18 protein-coding genes are annotated in these 19,492 nt (G+C 53.8%); 9 read left to right on the top strand and 9 right to left on the bottom strand.

Annotated elements, in window-relative coordinates; genetic code table 11:
• Nucleotides 1-42 precede the first annotated feature (42 nt).
• Entirely contained in the window at nt 43-1,035 is a 993-nt protein-coding gene (locus tag AC4G46_RS31345; protein ID WP_491126063.1) for a MerR family transcriptional regulator, read from the top strand.
• 102 nt (nt 1,036-1,137) lie between these two features.
• Here AC4G46_RS31345 and AC4G46_RS31340 read toward each other — a convergent pair whose 3' ends face one another.
• The 3 genes from AC4G46_RS31340 to AC4G46_RS31330 all read right to left on the bottom strand — a co-directional run bounded on the left by AC4G46_RS31340 (nt 1,138) and on the right by AC4G46_RS31330 (nt 4,005).
• Nucleotides 1,138-1,917, bottom strand: a complete 780-nt coding sequence (locus AC4G46_RS31340; protein ID WP_491126062.1) for a sporulation protein — start codon at nt 1,915-1,917, stop codon at nt 1,138-1,140.
• 88 nt (nt 1,918-2,005) lie between these two features.
• A complete protein-coding gene (locus tag AC4G46_RS31335; RefSeq protein ID WP_491126061.1) occupies nt 2,006-3,328 on the bottom strand; it encodes a sensor histidine kinase in 1,323 nt (440 codons plus the stop codon).
• Nucleotides 3,328-4,005: a response regulator transcription factor gene (locus tag AC4G46_RS31330; protein WP_277467966.1), complete on the bottom strand. Its 678-nt coding sequence runs from the start codon at nt 4,003-4,005 to the stop codon at nt 3,328-3,330. The genes AC4G46_RS31335 and AC4G46_RS31330 overlap by 1 nt, the downstream gene beginning before the upstream one ends.
• A gap of 278 nt (nt 4,006-4,283) precedes the next feature.
• Between AC4G46_RS31330 and AC4G46_RS31325 the strand changes: the two genes are divergently transcribed.
• The 3 genes from AC4G46_RS31325 to AC4G46_RS31315 are packed head-to-tail and all read left to right on the top strand — an operon-like array spanning nt 4,284 to nt 7,980.
• Nucleotides 4,284-5,027: a polyphosphate polymerase domain-containing protein gene (locus tag AC4G46_RS31325; RefSeq protein WP_491126060.1), complete on the top strand. Its 744-nt coding sequence runs from the start codon at nt 4,284-4,286 to the stop codon at nt 5,025-5,027.
• The gene (locus AC4G46_RS31320) at nt 5,020-5,703 is read left to right on the top strand and encodes a DUF4956 domain-containing protein (protein WP_491126059.1); all 684 of its coding nucleotides are present in this window, start codon (nt 5,020-5,022) and stop codon (nt 5,701-5,703) included. Before AC4G46_RS31325 ends, AC4G46_RS31320 begins: the two co-directional genes overlap by 8 nt.
• A 42-nt stretch (nt 5,704-5,745) precedes the next feature.
• Nucleotides 5,746-7,980: a carbohydrate-binding domain-containing protein gene (locus AC4G46_RS31315; RefSeq protein WP_491126058.1), complete on the top strand. Its 2,235-nt coding sequence runs from the start codon at nt 5,746-5,748 to the stop codon at nt 7,978-7,980.
• A 94-nt stretch (nt 7,981-8,074) separates the two neighbouring features.
• On the opposite strand, the gene AC4G46_RS31310 is transcribed toward AC4G46_RS31315, so the two are convergent.
• The 4 genes from AC4G46_RS31310 to AC4G46_RS31295 all read right to left on the bottom strand — a co-directional run bounded on the left by AC4G46_RS31310 (nt 8,075) and on the right by AC4G46_RS31295 (nt 11,330).
• Complete coding sequence (locus tag AC4G46_RS31310; RefSeq protein WP_491126057.1) at nt 8,075-9,274, bottom strand: hypothetical protein; 1,200 nt, start codon at nt 9,272-9,274, stop codon at nt 8,075-8,077.
• A gap of 22 nt (nt 9,275-9,296) precedes the next feature.
• On the bottom strand, nt 9,297-9,749 hold the full coding sequence (locus tag AC4G46_RS31305; RefSeq protein ID WP_491126056.1) for a hypothetical protein: 453 nt from the start codon (nt 9,747-9,749) through the stop codon (nt 9,297-9,299).
• Entirely contained in the window at nt 9,742-10,278 is a 537-nt protein-coding gene (locus tag AC4G46_RS31300; RefSeq protein ID WP_491126055.1) for an RNA polymerase sigma factor, read from the bottom strand. The genes AC4G46_RS31305 and AC4G46_RS31300 overlap by 8 nt, the downstream gene beginning before the upstream one ends.
• Before the next feature lie 137 nt (nt 10,279-10,415).
• The gene (locus AC4G46_RS31295; RefSeq protein WP_491126054.1) at nt 10,416-11,330 is read right to left on the bottom strand and encodes a phosphatidate cytidylyltransferase; all 915 of its coding nucleotides are present in this window, start codon (nt 11,328-11,330) and stop codon (nt 10,416-10,418) included.
• Nucleotides 11,331-11,428: 98 nt separating this feature from the next.
• On the opposite strand from AC4G46_RS31295, the gene AC4G46_RS31290 reads away from it, so the two are divergent.
• The gene (locus AC4G46_RS31290; protein WP_491126053.1) at nt 11,429-11,980 is read left to right on the top strand and encodes a hypothetical protein; all 552 of its coding nucleotides are present in this window, start codon (nt 11,429-11,431) and stop codon (nt 11,978-11,980) included.
• Nucleotides 11,977-12,447 carry a DinB family protein gene (locus AC4G46_RS31285; protein WP_491126052.1) on the top strand — a complete coding sequence of 157 codons (471 nt, stop codon included), beginning with the start codon at nt 11,977-11,979 and terminating at the stop codon, nt 12,445-12,447. Before AC4G46_RS31290 ends, AC4G46_RS31285 begins: the two co-directional genes overlap by 4 nt.
• A 64-nt stretch (nt 12,448-12,511) precedes the next feature.
• Here AC4G46_RS31285 and AC4G46_RS31280 read toward each other — a convergent pair whose 3' ends face one another.
• The gene (locus AC4G46_RS31280; RefSeq protein WP_491126051.1) at nt 12,512-13,399 is read right to left on the bottom strand and encodes a diacylglycerol/lipid kinase family protein; all 888 of its coding nucleotides are present in this window, start codon (nt 13,397-13,399) and stop codon (nt 12,512-12,514) included.
• Between the two features lie 27 nt (nt 13,400-13,426).
• Nucleotides 13,427-14,383, bottom strand: coding sequence for a catalase family peroxidase (locus AC4G46_RS31275; RefSeq protein ID WP_491126050.1), 957 nt, complete (start codon nt 14,381-14,383; stop codon nt 13,427-13,429).
• Nucleotides 14,384-14,601: 218 nt separating this feature from the next.
• Here AC4G46_RS31275 and AC4G46_RS31270 point away from each other — a divergent pair, with 218 nt between their 5' ends.
• The 3 genes from AC4G46_RS31270 to AC4G46_RS31260 all read left to right on the top strand — a co-directional run bounded on the left by AC4G46_RS31270 (nt 14,602) and on the right by AC4G46_RS31260 (nt 19,472).
• A complete protein-coding gene (locus AC4G46_RS31270; protein ID WP_491126049.1) occupies nt 14,602-16,218 on the top strand; it encodes an S-layer homology domain-containing protein in 1,617 nt (538 codons plus the stop codon).
• 1,479 nt (nt 16,219-17,697) lie between these two features.
• Entirely contained in the window at nt 17,698-18,516 is an 819-nt protein-coding gene (locus tag AC4G46_RS31265; protein WP_491126048.1) for a methyl-accepting chemotaxis protein, read from the top strand.
• A 161-nt stretch (nt 18,517-18,677) separates the two neighbouring features.
• Complete coding sequence (locus AC4G46_RS31260; RefSeq protein ID WP_491126047.1) at nt 18,678-19,472, top strand: alpha/beta fold hydrolase; 795 nt, start codon at nt 18,678-18,680, stop codon at nt 19,470-19,472.
• Nucleotides 19,473-19,492: the final 20 nt, after the last annotated feature.

The following is a 19,492-nucleotide window of genomic DNA, read 5'->3' as shown; positions in this document are numbered from 1 at the left end:
ACGCCGCGTCGTACCTTAAGCTGAAAGTGAAAGGAGGATTCCATGAATTTACAGACGATAACTGCGGTAACCAGAAGCTTCAATGTATCCACCAGAACGCTCAGATATTACGAGCAGATCGGGCTGCTGGCCAGTGTCAGGAGCGATGGTTACGCGTACCGGACCTATGATGAAGATTCGCTTAGACGGCTGGAGCAGATTCTGCTGCTGCGAAAGCTGCGGATACCGCTTAAGGACATTCAGGCCATTCTGCAGAGTGAAGACGCCAGGGCAGCCATCGCCGTATTTCAGGACAAAGTGAAGGCGCTGACCCAGGAGATAACAGCCCTGTCTGCAATAAGGGCGGTTCTGGATGAACTGCTTGAGGCGCTTAAAGGATCAGCTGAAGCTGCTACAGGCCTTCAATTATTGGCCGATAAGTCTGTTCTGCAAATCATTGAATCCCTTCCTTCCGCTAAATTCAGCTTTAAGGAGGAGACAGGTATGAGTGATTTGAACGCTGCCGGAGATCAGTTATCCCAGCTGAAGGATGTAAGGATTGTCTATTTGCCCCCTGCCACGGTGGCCTCCATCCACTGTGTAGGAGGTTCGCCGGAGGCGGATACGGGTACGGAGCTGCGCCGGTTTATGATCCGGACTGACCTGAGCCGGCTTAAGCCGGACCTGCGGCATTACGGCTTCAATCATCCGAACGGAGAGAAGCCGGATGGCTCTGACCACGGCTACGAGCGGTGGGTGACGATCCCGGCAGATCTGGAATTGCCGGAGCCATTTGTGAAAAAAGAGTTTCCCGGAGGCCTCTATGCTGCGCACATGATCCCTATGGGCAATTTCGAGGAATGGGGCTGGCTGTATAAGTGGGTAGAGAGCCACGGGGAGTATGAGCTGAATCCGGGCGATCCGGCCTGCATGGGCGGTCTGCTTGAAGAGCATCTCAACTACCTTAACCGTTATCTGCTCAGTAATGAGGAGCTTGACCAGTGCATGCAGCTTGATCTGCTGGTGCCGGTTAAGCCTAAGGTCAATGCAGGCTAACTACAGAGCGGTTAACCGGATCCAATGAGAACGGCTGCCCTGTACACAAAAACCGGCTGGACGGATAGTAATCCGTTCAGCCGGTTTCTTGTATAGAAGCCGTTATGCGTATTTGCTGATCGTTGCGAGCAGCTGGCCTGCAATGTATTCCGTTCCCGCTGCCAGATGACTCTGGTCAAAGCGGAGTCTTACGAATTTCTCGTCGGCATCAAGCGCCTCTGCCAGCAGGCCGGATAATCCCCGGGCCTTGCGGTCAATCTGCAGCAGCAGCTCAACGCCCTGCTCATCCGGGTACAGCATGATTTCCAGCTCATCCAGACGGCCGCGGAACTGGCTGGAAGGCAGGAATTCAAACTCCTGAACGAAGGGGAGCCCGTTTCTTTTGCCGTAATGAGGAGCGTATTCACAGCTGACCTCGCGGAGCCGGAAGCCGAGCTGGGCTGCAGCATCCAGAACAACCGCCGAATGCGGATGAGGCAGCACCTGGAGATAGTCCTCGTCCTTCGGATCGAGGGCTTCCTTGATATCCAGCCCGGTATGAATCCATACGGGAGTTTTGCCCATGGTCACCGGAGTAACGGACGGAAGCTGGAAGGATACAGGGAATTCATAGACCTTCTCTGCCTCCACGGTGAAACCGGAAGCCAGCAAAAACTTGGCAATGGTTGCCTCTACATGGCTCTTGGAATCGTTATGCTCCTTCACGTAGCGGGTCTTGACGAAGGCATACACATCATCAACCTTCTGATCCACACGGCCGCCCTGAATGCGGACAACCCCGCTGAGTGTATCACCGGCTCTTACTACATCCTGGTGAAGCATGAGGTTCACCTCAGCGGCGCCAATTCCGGCGCTTGCGAGCATTCTTTTAAACATGGACATTGCTGTGAATCTCCTCCTTATCGGTAATAACTCTGATACGGAGGGACCCTCCACCTGGTTTCAGCCGTTTATTTAAAATTCGGTTTAATTACGACAGCTGCACATAAAACGTAGTTGATTCTCCGACTGTACTTTTGGCATACAGCTTGCCCTTATGCTGCTGCTCCACAATCGACTTCGCAATCGCGAGTCCAAGTCCGTAGCCGCCCTGCTTGCGGGCGCGCGAGGTATCGGTGCGGTAGAACCGGTCAAAGATCCGGGTCAGATGCTCGGCGGCGATGCCCTCGCCGGTATTGGTGACGGATAGCAGCACATCGTTGTGCTGCTTGCGCAGAGACAGGGTGATCTCACCCTTCGGCCCGGTGTACTTAACGGCATTGTCCAGCAGAATCATGACGACCTGCTTGATCTGCTCGCTGTTGCCGTGCACAGTCAGATTAGGCTCGATGTCATACTCCAGCACCACATTCTTTTCAAAAATGACGGCTTCCATCGTCAGAATGATATTTTCCACCGCTTCGCTGATGTTGAAGGGGGCATGGATCATCCCGGTGCGGGAGTCATCCATCTCGGTCAGGTAGAGCAGATCATTCGTCAGCTTGGCCATCCGCTCTGTCTCCGATTTGATATAGTGCAGCCACTTGGACTGCTCAAGAATGGTATCTTCAGGATTAGAGAGCAGCACATCCGTATTCGTATTAATAATGGCCAGCGGCGTCTTCAGCTCATGCGAGGCATCGGCGATGAACTGCTTCTGCTTGTCGAAGGCTTCCTGTACCGGCTTGATGGAGCGGTTCGCAAAGTAGCGGCTGGTAAAGTAAAGGATAACCAGCATGACCACACCGACAACGGTGAAGATGTAGATCAGATTCGTGAGAATCTTCTGCTGGGAGGTAATGTCCAGGAAAACAAGCATATGCCCGTCAGCGGCGGGCTTGGTCTCAAAGGCCCAAAGACTGCCGTCCAGCTCGAATCTCCCGGTTGTCTTATTCATATCAACGGCTTCCTGCAGTGCCTGGGCATAGAATTCATCATCCATGCTGAGCTGTGAGACAGGCGTACCGGTCTGCTGCCAGTCGTTATCGGTCTCGATCATGAAGGAGATCGAACGCTCCGGCGGCGGACTGCCGCCCATTCTCCCGAAGCTGCCGCCGCCAATATCCTGGCGCTGCGTTCCGGTGTCTGTGCCGCCGTCCGGCGAGCCGCCGATGCCATCGCCGATGCCGCCGCCGCGGTGCTCGCCGCTGCCCGGCTTCTGGAAGGCCTCGGTAATCCGCTGAAGATCCATGCGGATGTCATTCTGGACATTCAGGTAGTTGATGATATAGATGGTAGCAAAGGCGACCAGCATCATCACGGAGATCGTCACCAGATTAACGATCAGGAAACGGTTTCTGAGCTTTTTGAACATCAGGCATTCACCTCTAATACATAGCCCACATTACGGATTGTGCTGATGCGTGTGGAGGCCCCGAGGAACGTAAGCTTTTTGCGCAGAAAAGAAATATAGACCTCCACATTGTTATGCTCGGCCTCTGAATCAAAACCCCACAGCTTCTCAATAATCTGCTCCTTCGAGGTAACAGACTGCTTGCGGACCATCAGCAGCTCCAGCAGCTCGCTCTCCTTCAGATTCAGCTTCATTTCCTTGCCGCCTACCATCAGCTTCAGGTTCGTCGTATTCAGCTCCAGATCCCCGTATTTCAGCGCATCATCCGGCAGCACCTCGCCTTTACGGCGTAGTACCGCCCGGATTCTTGCCAGCAGCTCCTCCGAAGAGAAGGGCTTGGCGATATAATCGTCGGCGCCGTAATCAAGCCCTGTCACCATATCGGTGGTATCCCCTTTGGCCGTCAGGAAGATGACGGGGGTCGGGATACTTTTTTTGCGTAAGGCCCGCAGCAGGCTGATTCCATCCATCTCCGGCATCATGATGTCGAGCAGCAGCAGATCATAAATCCCGCTCAGCGCGTAATCGAGGCCCGTTCTGCCGTCATGCACGGCGTCTGCCGAATAGTTATGCTTTTTGAGGATTTGGGTCACGGCCTCGGCCAGATGCACCTCATCTTCCACGATTAATATTCTCACCCTGTCATCATCCCCTGGTTAGCTTAATGTCTGTAGTGTAACTTACGCCATTATAGCAAGATTACCTTTAATCAACCTTAACCGCAGAGCCGGAAATTCAAAGCTTCTACTATATACCGGAGGTTTTCTTTTGCTGCAGAAGCCCTTTGTAAAGCCGGTGTAAAAAAATAAACGCAGTGTAAAATCCATTTAAGATTCATTAAAGGTTCGGCCGCTAAGATACATTCATAGGCAAGCGAGACATACGAAACATTCGGAAGAGAAAGGATCTGATCCCGATGGCTATCGAGGTTTTCAACCGCTATGAAAACAAATACCTGTTCGACCATGAAGCGTACCTGAAGCTCTATAACGAACTGCTCGAATATATGGAACCGGATGATTACAACAAACAGCATGAGTTCTATTCCATTACTAATCTGTACTACGACACACCGAGCAATACGCTGATCCGCAACAGCCTGTCCAAGCCGAAATACAAAGAGAAGCTGCGCCTGCGGGCATACGGTGTTCCAAATGGCGATTCCAGGGTCTACCTGGAGATCAAGAAGAAGGTCTTCGGCCTCGTCAACAAAAGAAGAACCTCGCTCAAGCTGCACGAAGCTTACGATTTTGTCCGCACAGGGATCCCGCCTGAGTACAAGGACTACATGAACAAGCAGGTGGTTGAGGAAATCAAATACTTCCTGAGCTGCTATGATCTGAAGCCGATGGTGTATCTGTCCTATGACCGCAAAGCGCTGTTCTGCAAAAATAACCGCGATCTGCGTATCACCTTCGATACGAATATCAGAAGCCGGCGGTACGATCTGAAAATGGAGCACGGTACCCACGGCGAGCAGCTGATGGAGCCGGGCCAGTGGCTGATGGAGGTCAAAGCCGAGAAGACGATTCCGGTGTGGCTGTCCAAAATGCTCTCCGAGCACCAGATGTACCGCACCAGCTTCTCCAAATACGGCAACGAATATAAAAAAATGCTGAGAAACAGCAAAGTAGAAAGCGAGAGTGTCCTGTATGCTTGATTCCATCTTCACCGCCGTCTCTGACAGTACGGCTCTAACCTTTGGCAATGCGGTTCTGACGATCCTGATCTCCCTGGCGCTGGGCGCGCTGATCAGCTTCACTTATATGAAAACAAGCCCGGCAGGCTATTCGCAGAGCTTCACGCTCACCATGGTGCTGCTGCCTGTTATTGTAGCCATCATCATTCTCTTAATCGGCAGCAACGTAGCCAGAGCGTTCAGCCTGGCCGGAGCGTTCTCGATTATCCGCTTCAGAAGTGCGCCCGGCGATCCTAAGGACATCACCTTTGTCCTGTTCACCATGGCATCAGGCCTTGCCTGCGGCGTCGGCGCTTACGGCTACGCGGTCCTGTTCACCATTATTCTCTGCATCATCATGGTAATCCTGAACCGCACCGGCTTTGGAGTAAGAAAATCAGCGCAAAAAACGCTGAAGGTAACCATCCCGGAAAATCTGGGCTACGAAGAAGCTTTTGCCGAAGTGTTCAACAAGTTCAATGTCGCTTATGAGCTGAAAAAGATCAGAACCACCGAGCTCGGCAGCCTCTATGAGCTGGTGTATAACGTTACCCTTGATGAGCACACGAGCCAGAAGGAATTCCTGGATGCCATCCGCACCCGGAACGGCAACCTGGACCTGTCGCTTACGATGTGCCCAACTACCACAGAATACTAAACCGGAAACTGAAAGGATTGATCCGATATGAGTAAATTTATAATGGCAAGCAAAGCGGGGCTGATTCTGCTGCTCGCAGCCGTCATGTCAGCCTGCAGTACAACCAGCAATGCCTCTACCTCTTCATCAGCTGGTGCGGCAGCAGTGACTACTGCAGCTGCCGCCAGCGCAGCTACAAGTGTACAACCGGCAAGTGTGAAGGCGGCGGACCTCGTCAGCTTTGATGAAGAAGATGTGGCCACAGCCTGGAGCGCTGACAGTGCAACAACGATTGCGCTAAGCGGAACCAGTGCCACCGTGACTGGAACCGGCGCGGCTGCTTCCGGTAACAAGGTAAACATTTCGGCCGGCGGAACCTATGTGCTGAGCGGCACGCTGAGCGACGGTCAGATCATTATCGATGTGCAGGATGACAGCAGCGTGCATCTCGTACTGAACGGGGCTACGCTTACGAACAGCAGCAGTGCGCCAGTCTACATTAAGGAAGCCGGTAAAGTCATCATGACACTGGAAGACGGCACCGTGAACACAGTAACAGATGCGGCAAACTATGTGTACCCGGATGCGGCTACGGATGAGCCGAGTGCAGCGATTTTCAGCAAGGCCGATCTGACTATTAACGGGACGGGAACCCTGAAGGTTAACGGCAACTTTAACGACGGTATTACAAGTAAAGATGATCTGAAAATCGTCTCCGGCACAATTGAAGTACAGGCTGCCGATGATGGACTTGTCGGTAAAGATCTGGTAGCTGTGCAGGACGGCAGCATTACCATTACAGCAGAGGGCGATGGCATCAAGTCGACCAATGATGAAGATACGGAGAAGGGCTTCATAGCGATATCCGGAGGAACCTTTGACATCACGGCAGCAAATGACGGCATTCAAGGTGAAACCTCCCTTGTAATCGACGGAGGTACGTATAACCTGATTACCGGCGGAGGCAGTGCCAACGCTGAGGTGAAGACAGGTGATCAAGGCGGCTTTGGCGGCGGCGGATTCGGCAAAGGCGGCATGGGCGGCGGAATGCGCGGCCAGGCTCCGTCGGCGGACGGTACACAGGCTGCACCGCCGGATATGCCAGCGGCTGACGCAATGGCAGGTGCTTCAGCAGAAGCAGCAGAAGGAACTGCAGCAGGGGCTGCAGCACAAGCACCCGCAGACAGCAGTGCTGCCGCATCCACTGATGCTGCAGCTACTACCGAAACAGAATCGACCAGTATGAAAGGATTGAAATCCGGCGGTGACCTTACTGTTAACGGCGGCAGCTTCACGATTGACTCCGCAGATGATGCAGTGCACAGCAACAGCAACGTATCGATCACAGACGGGGAGTTCCAGATCGAGGCAGGAGATGACGGCATTCACGCTGACAGCCTGACAGCCATTTCCGGCGGCACCGTTAACATCACCAAGAGCTATGAAGGGATTGAAGGCGGCAATATCACCATCTCCGGCGGTGACATCGATGTAGTGGCTTCTGATGACGGCGTCAACGTAGCGGGCGGCAATGACACTAATGCCGGACAAACATCCGGAGGCCAGGATCAGTTCGCAAGCTCCGGCAGTAATCTGCTGACGATTACCGGCGGCACACTAAATGTAGATGCCGGAGGTGACGGCCTTGATTCCAATGGGTCAATCACAATGAGCGGCGGTACAGTCACCGTCAATGGTCCAACCGATGACGGCAACGGCTCCCTGGATTACGACGGTTCCTTCGAAATCACCGGCGGATATCTGATCGCTGCAGGAAGCGCCGGTATGCTTCAAGCCCCTGGCGAATCTTCCAGCCAGTACTCCATCGCCATGACCTTCACAGATTCACAGGAAGCCGGACAGCTGGTTAATCTGAAGGACAAGGATGGCAGCACCATTGCTACCTTTGCTCCATCGAAGAGCTACCGCGCAATTGTAATCAGCTCGCCTGATCTGAAAGAAGGCGGTTCTTACACTCTCTCCACCGGCGGCAGCTCGACAGGCACTGCGGTAGACGGAGTTTATACAGACGGAACTTACAGCGGCGGAACAGAAACCGTAAGCTTCGACCTCTCCAGCAGTGTAACCTGGCTGAATGAATCCGGTGTTACCGAAGCAACCCAGGGTATGGGCGGCATGGGTGGCGGCCGTGGCCAAGGCGGCTTCGGCGGTGGTACAAGACCTGAACGCGGTACCGCTGGCGGCACTCCGCCGACTGGCACCCCGCCAACTAGCACTCCGTCTGCCGGAACCGGAGGTACAACACAATCCGGAACGGACAGTGAGACTCAGATGTAACAGCGGCTTTTAAAGTCAGCAATATGATTAGTGAAACAGCAAACAGCACGTTCCCCTTTACCGGGAGAACGTGCTGTTTTGCTGTTTACTTTTTCTACTTGGGTTCGCGCTCCAGTGCTCTGAGGAACTTTTCCGCTTCGGTGTTCTTTTTCCGTGAATTCGTCAGTAACCGGATGCCCCCGCCGATCATCAGCAGGGCAACGACAACAGTATTCATATACGACTGAATCCGGGCAATATAGTAGCCGTAGCTAAAGTTCAGCTCCGGAACGACTATACGGATGAACAGATAATACACACCCAGGAACAGGAGTGCGCCGCCGATCCAGCCCTGATACCGGGTCCAGCCTTCAAAGACCGGCTTGTCATAGAGGGGCTCCCTGCCGTATTTGCTGGCCTGCTGCATCCCGTCGAAAAAGCTGTAGAACCAGGCAATCGGGATAAAGAAAAGGAACAGCGAAAGATTCAGCAGATCCAGAATATAGATGCTTCCGAGGAAGATGAGCATCAGCTGGAGGCCTCTTTTTTGCAGCCCCAGATACATATGTCCGGCTCCGGGGAAGGCGGCCAGCAGGGTGGCGATGACTTTGCTTTTTTTGCCTGCGCTTCTGCCGTGCTCAAGCTGCTCGAAGATCGTCTTGTCTTCCAGGAGCTCCCCGGCCTGCTTGCGGTTCACATGCTGGGCTGCATCGAACATGCAGTACAGCCACAATACCGGCAGCAGGAGCAGAAAGATCAGAAACGTTTCCTGCCCGGTAATGCCGGCTACAAATACGAGCATAATGCCAAGGCCGAAGAACCCGATCAGGAATGATAACCCGCGCTGCAGCAGGCCTAAATGCAGATGGCCGAGGCCGGGGACAAAGGATAGAAGAATGGTATAGAACCGCTCGCTCTCCCGGCGCGGCTCCATATGCTGCTGCTGCGGATATCCGTATTCCTCCTGCGGCTGGTATCCATATGCAGGCTGTTCCAGCGGCCCTCCGGGGCTGCCCGGCATTTGACCCTGAGGGTGGGGATAATGATGGTAGTATGGAGGATAATCCGGTTCCCGGATCAGTCTGATTACCATACTGAACATACTGATGAACCAGAGAACGGCTGCTGCTAAAAGACACAAGGCGGCAAATCCCTCATCACTTCCCGCAACGAGTGTTAGAAAGGCGAGACCCAGGCCTCCAAAAAAGATAAATCCGTATATAAACCCCTTCAGCCGGCTTCCGTAATAATAGTGTCCCAGGCCAGGAATCATATTAAGCAAAAAAGCCAGCATCTTGCTGCGTTGCTGCGGCATTGGCATTCCGTCCTTTCATTTCCTATGGTTTGTGGAGGGCCGGCTTGATGTCTTCGAGCCACCCGGTTGCTTTCTGGACCATTTTCTCGCTGTAAGGCTGCTTTATTCCGGCACCGGCATCCAGATTACCCGGAGCGATCCGGTCAAATAATCCGGCGGAGATAAACAGCATCGTTATACAGGCCGCCGCGATGTAATGCACCCATTGGTTGCCCAGTATCTTGTGAAGCCGGCCGCCTGCCTGCCTGGTTGCGGGCTCTGCCGCAGATGGATAAGGTGTAATCCGGTCCATTATCTGTTCGGCAAAGGCATCTGTGTCAGGCAGCTGAGGTACCATGCAGTGCTCCAGAGCAGTCATATAGGAGGGAAGCGCCTCAGGATCTTCAAGAAGCAGTCTGTCCATCTGTTCCCGCTCCGGCCCGGTCATCTCTCCCTGTACGTAACGTATCCATTCCTGCTGATCCGGTTTATTCATCCCGCGGGGTCTCCTTCCAGTGTGTTCTGATCCATTGCCGTGCCCTGTACAGCCTCGACTCCACCGTTCTTACCGAGATCTGCGACTTCAGGGCAATCTGCTCATAATTTTCTTCTTTTAAGTAGAAATCCACAATAATATCACGGTGCTGGTGGGGGAGGGACAATATATTTTGCCGCAAAAGCTCCTTCTCCTCCTTCTTCAGCAGCTGGCGGACAACGTCTGCCTGATGGTCGGCGGTCTGCAGGATTACATCTCCGCTGTTATTAACCTCCGCCTTCCTGCGCTCCAGCTTGCGTTTGATATCGATTGCTTTATGCAGGGCGATGCGGGTGATCCATGTTTTGAACCCTTCTGAACGGTATTGGGGGAGAGACTTATAAATTTGGACAAAAGCTTCCTGGGCAGCATCCTCGGCATCCTGGGCCTGGTGAAGCACAGAATAGGTGACCTGATAGATATGCCGCCCGTAACTGTCGATAAGACAGCGGAATTTGGCGTGATCGCCCTGTAAAATCTGCTTGATCAAACGTTCCTCATCAATGAGCCTTCTCCCCCTTCCCACCGTAATAGACGAAGGTCTTTTGCCAAACCCTGCGGGTTGTGCCTTCTTTTTCTGCAAAAAAATAGACACCCCTTCTTAAGGAATGCCTATCGCACGGACGGCTACATGAAATCAAAGAAATACCGGATCACATGGAAAAAGATCGGTGAGGTGTACGCCAGGCTGTCGACCCGGCTCAGGTAGCTTTTTTGCAGGGCGGCGAATTTGTCATCGTCTCCGATCAGCAGGTCGCGCTTCAGTACAGAGACAGTCAGGCTGCCGAAATATCCGCTCAGGCTGATTAATACCCCTGACAGCAGCCCGAACAGCGGAGTGAGCGGGGTCAGGTACGGATAGATGAGATAGGAAACGGCGGTTGTGGCTACAAATCCGCAGACAAAGCCCTCCCAGGTCAGATGCGGGTTGGCGGTCGGAACGACCTTATGCTTGCCGAAATAAAGCGACCCCAGATAGTGGGCCACATCGTTCAGCTGGGTGAGCACCACCAGGAACAGCACCAGTCCCGCGCCGTATTCGGGAGTGGCGAACTGGAAATAGGCCAGATGGCTAAGCCCGAACACCATCAGCATCATCCCCCACTGGGTGGAGCTGACACTGCGCAGAAAGCCGAGCGTCCCCTTATTCAGCAGCCGGGGGAGCGGCAGCAGCAGGAAGACGTAGACCGGTATAAAGACGATGAACATCCCGTACCACTCGATATAGATCCAGTAGAACTGCAGCGGAATCGCCAGGTAAGCCCACAGGAACAGCCTGCGGTCGGCTTTGCGCGTGCGGATCATGGAGAAATACTCTTTTAGCGAGAAGAAACACAGCACCATCAGCGACAGCAGGGACACCACTGCATTGAACAGCGTGGCCAGGCAGAAAATAAACAGCATGCCCCACCAGGTTTTGATGCGGAAGCCGATACCGGTATAATCCTTGTCCTTCTGAAGCCTGCTGACGGCGAGATAGATCAGATGAATGGCCGAAAGACCAGCCGTAATGAGGAGTAGCGTAAACAAAGAGCTGTTCAAGAGCCGATCACCAGCCTGTTTCAGGATAGGATTCCATTAAAGGAATCATATGTTATTATGAAGGAAATGTCCGAACATGATAAGGGGAAAATTTGTAAATGGAAGGTAATCAATCAGTCTTTATTTTGCTTACGAATACCGGAACGCTGTTTACACGGCTTATTCAGGGCTATACCAGGGCTCCGTACAACCATGCATCCATCTCATTTACCCGTGACCTGTCGGAGATGTACAGCTTCGGCAGAAAACATCCCAGCAATCCTTTGAACGGGGGGTTCGTGAAAGAGGATCTGCATACGGGGACGTTCAGTAAATATCCGAATACGACCTGCGTGATCTATGAGCTAAAGGTTACAGAGCGGGAAGTGGAAAAGATGAAGCGGGTGCTGCACATTTTTATCCGCAGCCGGCAGAAATACCTGTATAACATTCTGGGTGTCATCGGCATTGCCCTGAAGGAGCCGGTTGAGTTCAGCAATTCTTATTTCTGCTCGCAGTTCGTTGCGGAAATTCTCGACCGTTCCGGCATCAAGCTGTGGAATAAGCTGCCGGCGCTTGTTACACCGGATGATTTCCGCAAGAGTGAGCGGCTGGAACTGATTTATCAGGGCAAGCTAAACCAGTATAGAACAGGGAGTGAAATAGAATGATTCATGCGAGAGAAGTATTAGCCAACCAGCTGCTGGCAGGTGCCAATGATCCCAGCTGGCATTTGCCGTTTATGCAGGCAACCGAAGGGGTGACGGAAGAGGAGGCGTTCTGGAAGCCGGGTGCCGGCCTGAACAGTATTGCCGAGCTTACGCAGCATCTTCTGTATTGGAACAAGACCTGGCAGACCCGTTATGAGGCGGGCCGCGTGGATGCCGTACCGCCTGTAGGCGATAACAATAACAGCTTTATTCTGCCGGAGAACGTTTCGTTCGGCGAGTTAAGGAGCGGACTGCTGGATATTCTGCTGCGCTGGCAGACACTGCTTGCCGAGGACTGTCTGGAAGCGCAGGTGAACGGATTCCCCGAACCCGCGCTGTGGTGGGAGATTATCAGCAATGCCGCCACCCATAACGCCTATCATATCGGCCAGATCGTCTATGCCCGGAAGTTGCAGCGGCAGGTGTAGGCTGGCTGGCGGGTGGCGGGGGCGGGGAGCTGCCGCAAGGAATAAACTGCTGCTGTTTAGCGGATTATTCCTCCGGCACGACGACCCGGATATGGCGCGGCAGGACGCTAAGCTGCACCGGCAGTGCCGGCCCCGTCTCGCCGTCGACGTTGGTCCGCATCGGCGCTGCCGAATCTACAGCCACATTGCGGGCAGTAAAATACTCTACATCCTTGTGATTCTTCAGGTTGCCCAGCAGCAGGGAGATGCTGACGGACAGGGTGCTCAGAATTGTCAGATCCTTGATGACAAAGCAGTGGATCAGGCCGTCATCAACGGCAGCGCCCGGAGCCAGCCGCTCAAAGCCGCCGACCGAATTCGTCAGGGCGGCAATAAACAGCGGCGAATCGCCCTCCCATACCTGACCGTCATGAGTGATGGTCAGGCGGTTGGGCGTGTTCCCGGTCAGCTCCTTCATCCCCTCTTTGAAATAAGCCAATGAGCCCAGCCGCGATTTATCCTCTGAAGTTACCGCCGATACCGATTCGGCAATGGCACCGGCAGCAACCACATTGATGAACAGCCGCCCGTTCAGCCGTCCGACATCGACTGCGCGGGTGCCGGAGGAGGCAAGCGTGCGGATGGCTTCTTCCGGAACCAGGGATAGCCCGATTGCCCGGGCAAAATCATTTACCGTTCCGAGCGGAATGACCCCAAGCTTGGGACAGTCCGGCTCCCCGCTCAGCCCGTTGATTACCTCATGCAGTGTACCATCCCCGCCGATCGACACCACCAGGCCGTAGCCCTGCTTACATGCAGTGGTACTGAAAAGGGTAGCATCCCCTTCCTGCTGCGTCACCATCACAGTAACCGCATATCCCTGCTCCTCCAGAATATCCAGGGCCGATTGGACATACCCTGCGCCTTCTTCCTTTCCGGAGGTTGGATTCACAATAATCATAGCCTGTTCCATCAGTACTCCCGTCCTTCCATTGATAGGTTATTGTTCTTTACGGCGTCTATGGAAGGACTCTCCGTAGGCAGTGCGGCGAAAATGAAGAATAGGATCATCGGAGAGCTCAATGCCTTCTGTAACGGCCGCCGGGTCCATGAGCAGCTCTTCCGGCTCCTTTATGACCTCCGTTAGATACAAACGGCCAATTTCAATCCGCCGCCGGTCATCCGGCCAGGCTTTGGTCGGGTCATCGGTCGGATCGCCGTCTTCACCGAAGATCGCATGAAGCTGAAAGATAACGGGTTCAGCCTTCAGGCGAAGCTCAAGCTCATCCTCCAGGTAGCGGTCCGGCTGCTGCCGGGCATCTGCGAGCGATAGCGTGCGCACGCCGGCTTCAGGTTTCCACTCGAATTTGACCGGCCGCTTGTGGCCCTGCGCATCTGCAAGGAAATAGGCATGGATGCAGTAATAGTGCAGCTCAGCATAACTCGCGGGCGGTTTCAGCTTGCCCAGGCTGAGAAAGCTTTCCTTGCTCTCGCTGAAATGCGTGGTGATCTCTTTAATGAGCTCGAGCGGACCCAGATTGCCTTTCTGTGCTTTGTGCGCGGTGCGGACGATATCGACAAAAGATTCAGGCGTCCGGGCAAAAAAGACCGGCACAGTAGCTCCCGCAAGGCTCGTACTCCCTCCGTCCGGCAGGCTGAACTGCACAGCCATGCCTTTGGCCGGGGAGAGCAGATCGGCCAGTGACGGATCGGTGGAGCTGCCGGAGAAACGGACCACCGCCGCCGACTCCTGCTCCTGCAGGTGTGCAGCAGTGGTAAAGGCGGCAGCAAGCCCGCCCGGCCGGAACACAGCACGGCAGCAGATGCCTCTGGCGTGGGCACGGCGGTAGCCGGGGTGGACGCCGGATAAGCCTTCGATAGCGTCGACCGCTTGTGCGGCGAGGCCGGTGTTCTCCGCTGCCGGAATGCCGCCGGTTGAACTGGAATCCTTCATCATGCTGTTCCCTCCTGGCTAACTTCATATTTTATAGAATCCGAATCTTATACTCTATTCCATTCATAACCACGCGGGTTTCGAATTAAACTTCTGACGGGTCCGGCATCCGGACAATCTGGTGACACTTCTTCTTTCTGCCAGTATTTAAGCGGTGATAACAGACTCTATCTCTGGTATACTCTCGGCAAAATGGTAGTGAGAGAGGGTCTTGCAGTGACGTGAAGAGTATATTGGGAAGAATCGCAACCGGAGCAGCCGCTGTCTTGTGTACAGCTGCTATTTACACTACATACACCCCGGCGGCGTCGGCAGATGCTGCGCAGCCTTTTAATGACATCGCAGCCAGCTATGCCAAAAATGAAATCATAGACTTATATAACAAGAAGATCATAACCGGAACCTCAGAGAACAGCTTCTCGCCCCAGGGGCTGGTATCCAGAGCGGAGCTCATTACCATGCTGGGCCGTCTGCTGAAGCTGGAACCCGTCAACAGTCCGATCTCACCGTTCACCGATGTGGGCCGGAGCGCCTGGTATTATGGCTGGATTCAGGCGGCTGTCCAGCTGGAGCTGGCCGGCGGAACCTCAGAGCGGACCTTTGCTCCGGCACAGCCGGTCACCCGCCAGGAGGCTGCAGCACTACTGGCCCGGGCGTTTAAGGAGACGGGGAACGCAGCGGATGTGCAGGCTGTCTTCCGGGACAGCGGCACAATCGCCACCTGGGCGGGCGGTGCAGTAGCAGCCGTTAGCCGTTTAGGCTTAATGAAGGGCGACCAGACAGGCGCTTTCAGGCCGGCGGCTCCTATTACAAGGCAGGAAACGGCGGTGCTTATCTACCGGGTGCTGCAGCAGCAGGATTGGGTGGCTGAGCTTGAGGGGGGTAGAAACCCGCAGATCGTAATGGGCTGGCAGTATGGCCAGACTGCGGCGCAGTATCAGAACAGCATAATGCAATCCAATGTGAACACGTTAACTCCGCGCTGGTATTTTGTGGGGAGTACCGGAACGGTATCGGATTCGACAGTAGCTTCAATGGTTACCTGGGCGAAGAATAACGGCAAGAAGATCTGGCCGATGGTCGGCAACCGCTTTGATCAGGCTGCTACACATCAGCTGCTGTCCAGTACGGCAGCACGAACGGCGGCAGTTAATCAATTGGCGGCGCTTGTCAGCAAATATGATCTGGACGGCCTGAATCTCGATTTCGAGAACGTGGCTGCGGCCGACAAGGCTGTGTTGACAGCCTTTGTTACCCAGCTGGCCGGCAAGCTGCACGCTCTCGGCGCTGTGCTCTCGGTAGATGTATCGCCTGATCTCGGGACAGACTGGACGGAGGCCTTTGACTATGCAGCGCTTGGCAAACAGGCCGACTACATGGTGATGATGGGCTATGATGAGCACTACACCGGGAGCCCGACTCCCGGCTCGAACGCTTCCCTGCCCTATGTCCGGCAGGCAGTGGGCAAGCTGCTGCAGGCGGTGCCGGCTGCAAAGGTGATTTTGGCCATGCCGCTGTATACACGCGACTGGACGCTGAAGCAAGGCTCCGTGCCGGCATCCTCCGTTGAGCTGTCTCTTGCCGAACAGAATCAGCGCGTCAGCAGCTATGGTCTGCGGCCCGTCTGGAACAGCACGCTCGGGCAATATGTGGTCAGCTATACCGGTCAGCTGAAGCACACCATCTGGCTGGAGGAGGGCCGCTCCCTGACGGCCAAGTTCAATCTGGCCGCCCGGCAAAAGCTGGCCGGCATCGCCTATTGGCATATCGGCGGCGAGAGCCCGGACATCTGGACCAGTATCAGCAATGCGGAGAGGTACGCGGGATACTCTTTCTAGGTAATGTAAGGTGGAGCGGTTAAGAAAGATGAGGAGCCGGGGGCTTTGAGTGAGGAGTGAGGAGTGAGGAGTGAGGAGTGAGGAGTGGGGAAGAGTAAAGAGTGAACAGTGAAGAATGAGTGGTAGAGATTGAAGTGTAGAGAATAAGGAATGAATAGTAGTGAGTGAGAACTGCAGGTGGGAGAATGAGCTGCGGAGCATGAAACGGAAGTAATGGAAGTGGTAGAGGAGTTCGTACAGAACGCGAATCGCAACCACAGCACAGACCGCAGACCGCAGACCGCAGACCGCAGACCGCAGACCGTAGAACGCAGAACGCAGAACGCAGAACGCAGAACGCAGAACGCAGAACTTACACACTTATTCCGGCGCCCTATGAGGGCGCCTTTTTTTTAACGGCTGCTTTCGTACAGACATTTTCAATTTGAGGTTGCTGCTGGCTAGTCAATCTTTGAAATGAAGGGCAAAAATGCCTCTGATTTCGCCTCGTGTGGCCAAAAGTGCGAAATGAAGGGCAAAAGTGCCTCTAATTTCGCTTCATATGGCTAAAAGCGCGAAATGAAGGGCAAAAGTGCCTTTGATTTCGCCTCAAGTGGCCAAAAGTGCGAAATGAAAGGCAAAAATGCCTCTGATTTCGCTTCATGTGGCTGAAAGCGCGAAATGAAGGGCAAAAATGCCTCTGATTTCGCTTCATATGGCTAAAAGCGCGAAATGAAAGGCAAAAATGCCTCTGATTTCGCTTCATATGGCTAAAAGCGCGAAATGAAAGGCAAAAATGCCTCTGATTTCGCTTCATATGGCTGAAAGCGCGAAATGAAGGGCAAAAATGCCTCTGATTTCGCCTCAAGTGGCTGAAAGCGCGAAATGAAGGGCAAAAGTGCCTCTGATTTCGCTTCATATGGCCAAAAGCGCGAAATGAAGGGCAAAAGTGCCTCTGATTTCGCCTCGTGTGGCTGAAAGCGCGAAATGAAGGGCAAAAATGCCTCTGATTTCGCCTCAAGTGGCTAAAAGTGCAAAATGAAGGGCAAAAATGCCTCTGATTTCGCTTCATATGGCTAAAAGAGCGAAATGAAAGGCAAAAATGCCTCTGATTTCAGCCTGTGTGGCCGAAAGCACACTTTAAAGGGGAAAAATCCCCTTAATGAGCCGCCCAAGCCTGCAGTCTGCCCGGAATAAAGGGAAAAATCCCACTAATGAGCCACTCCCCCGCATCCCGCAGCATGCGGCCGGCAGCCATAGGCAATAATCCCCTTGACCTGCCCGCGCAGTTAAGCCGTTCTTCCCATCTTGCTGCGAAACGCCGCGCAACGCTTGAATAACGGCTGGCGCCAGCCGATATAAATCATGATTGCTTAAAATTTTGATGATTTAGATTCGGAAAATTTATAAATTTATAAGTTTTATAAATCCATAAATCTTTTATTATAAATGCAAGTATCTGGTTGTCATATACGATTTACTGAAAAAGGTGGCTACAACATGTACACAGTTGAATCGCTGGAGCAGCTAATGGCGGCGGTGCCGGTAATCAGGGCGGCGGTCCCCGCCGATCTATCAATCGCGATCTGCGACCTGGAGAAATTCCTCGCCTATTGGCCGGGAGAAAACATAAATTTGCATATCCAAGAGGGGCAGCTTCTTCATGCCGAGGAGCCGCTGACCGCAGCCATCCGTAATAACACGCCGCTTAGGGCTGATGTGCCTGCCGAGTTTTACGGCTTCGAATTCACCGGGACGGCTACCCCGATCCATGACCGGGAGGGCCGGGTCATCGGGGGCATTGCCGTGCAGCTGCGCCGCCAGCGTGAGCTGCGGATCATATCGGACCAGATTGCCGGCTCGCTCGCCCAGGCGAGTGCCCGGCTGATGCAGGTAGCGGATGGCGCGAGTGAGCTTGCCGCCTCTACCCAGCAGCTGCTTGCCCTTGCACAAAGAAGCGGCGAGCAGGTTAGCGAGACGGACAAGGTAGTGATGATTATCAATAATGTTGCCAGCCAGACGCATCTCTTGGGCATCAATGCTGCAATCGAAGCGGCCCATGCCGGGGATAAGGGCCGGGGCTTCGGCGTCGTGGCCCAGGAGATCCGCAAGCTGTCGAATGAAACGGTCAGCTCGACCAGGACGATTCAGGACACATTGGGTGCTTTCAAAACGGCAACGTCACAAATGGGCAGCTCTATTGAACGGATCGCTTCCATTGTACAGGAGCAGGCCGCAACCTCGGAGCAGATATCGGCCTTCATTGATGAAATCCAGCAGATGTCCGAAAAGCTGAACGCCTTCGCCCAAAAGCTGTAGGCAATAAGCTGGGCTGCCCGAAACGAGATGAGAAAAGTTTGCGTTACTGCCACATTTTAGCTGGAACGATCAGGGGGATTGGCATAACGATTTACTTGTCATTTAGGGCGCCCGCCCTCACAATGAGGGATAGTATTTCAGAGAATAAGGAGTTACAGCAGATGAATGAGATTTGGGCCAGGAACAAAGTGAAAGTAACCGGTGAGGGTGAGCGGACCATTGTGTTTGCCCACGGCTTCGGGTGTGACCAGAGCATGTGGCAGTTTATAACACCGGCTTTTGAGCAGGAGTACCGGCTGGTGCTCTTTGATTATGTAGGCTCGGGAAATTCCGATCTAAACGCATATAGCACAGAACGGTACGGAAACTTCCGCGGATATGTACAGGATTTGCTGGATGTTATCGGACTGCTGCAGCTGAGCGATATCCTTTTTATAGGACATTCTGTCAGTTCCATGATTGGGATGCTGGCTTCCATAGAACGGCCGGAGCTGTTTGCCAAAATGGTGATGATCGGCCCGTCCCCCCGGTATTTAAATGATGGTGAGGACTACTTCGGCGGGTTCGAGAAAAGCGATATTGCCGAGCTGCTGGAGATGATGGAGATGAATTTCAGCGGCTGGGCCAGCTTTATGGCCCCGCTTGCCATGAACAATCCGCATTTGCCGGAGCTGACTCAGGATCTGCAGCGTAGCTTTATTTCCGCCGATCCGGTGATTACCCGGGAGTTCGCCGAGGTTACATTCCTGTCGGACCACCGCGGGTCGCTGGCTGAAGCCGCAGTGCCAACGCTGATTCTGCAGTGCTCGGATGACAGCATTGTGCCTATTGAAGTAGGTGAATACCTGCATAAGCACTTGAAGAACAGCGAGTTCCGGCTGATGCAGGCCAAGGGGCATTATCCGCATATCAGCCATCCGGAGGAGACCATTGCGCTGATTCAAGGCTATCTGTAAACAGATTTTGAACACTATGC

Source organism: Paenibacillus sp. fava2 (assembly GCF_058313675.1).
The sequence above is the reverse complement of the archived record's forward strand: the minus strand, read 5'-3'. Positions and strand labels throughout refer to the sequence as shown.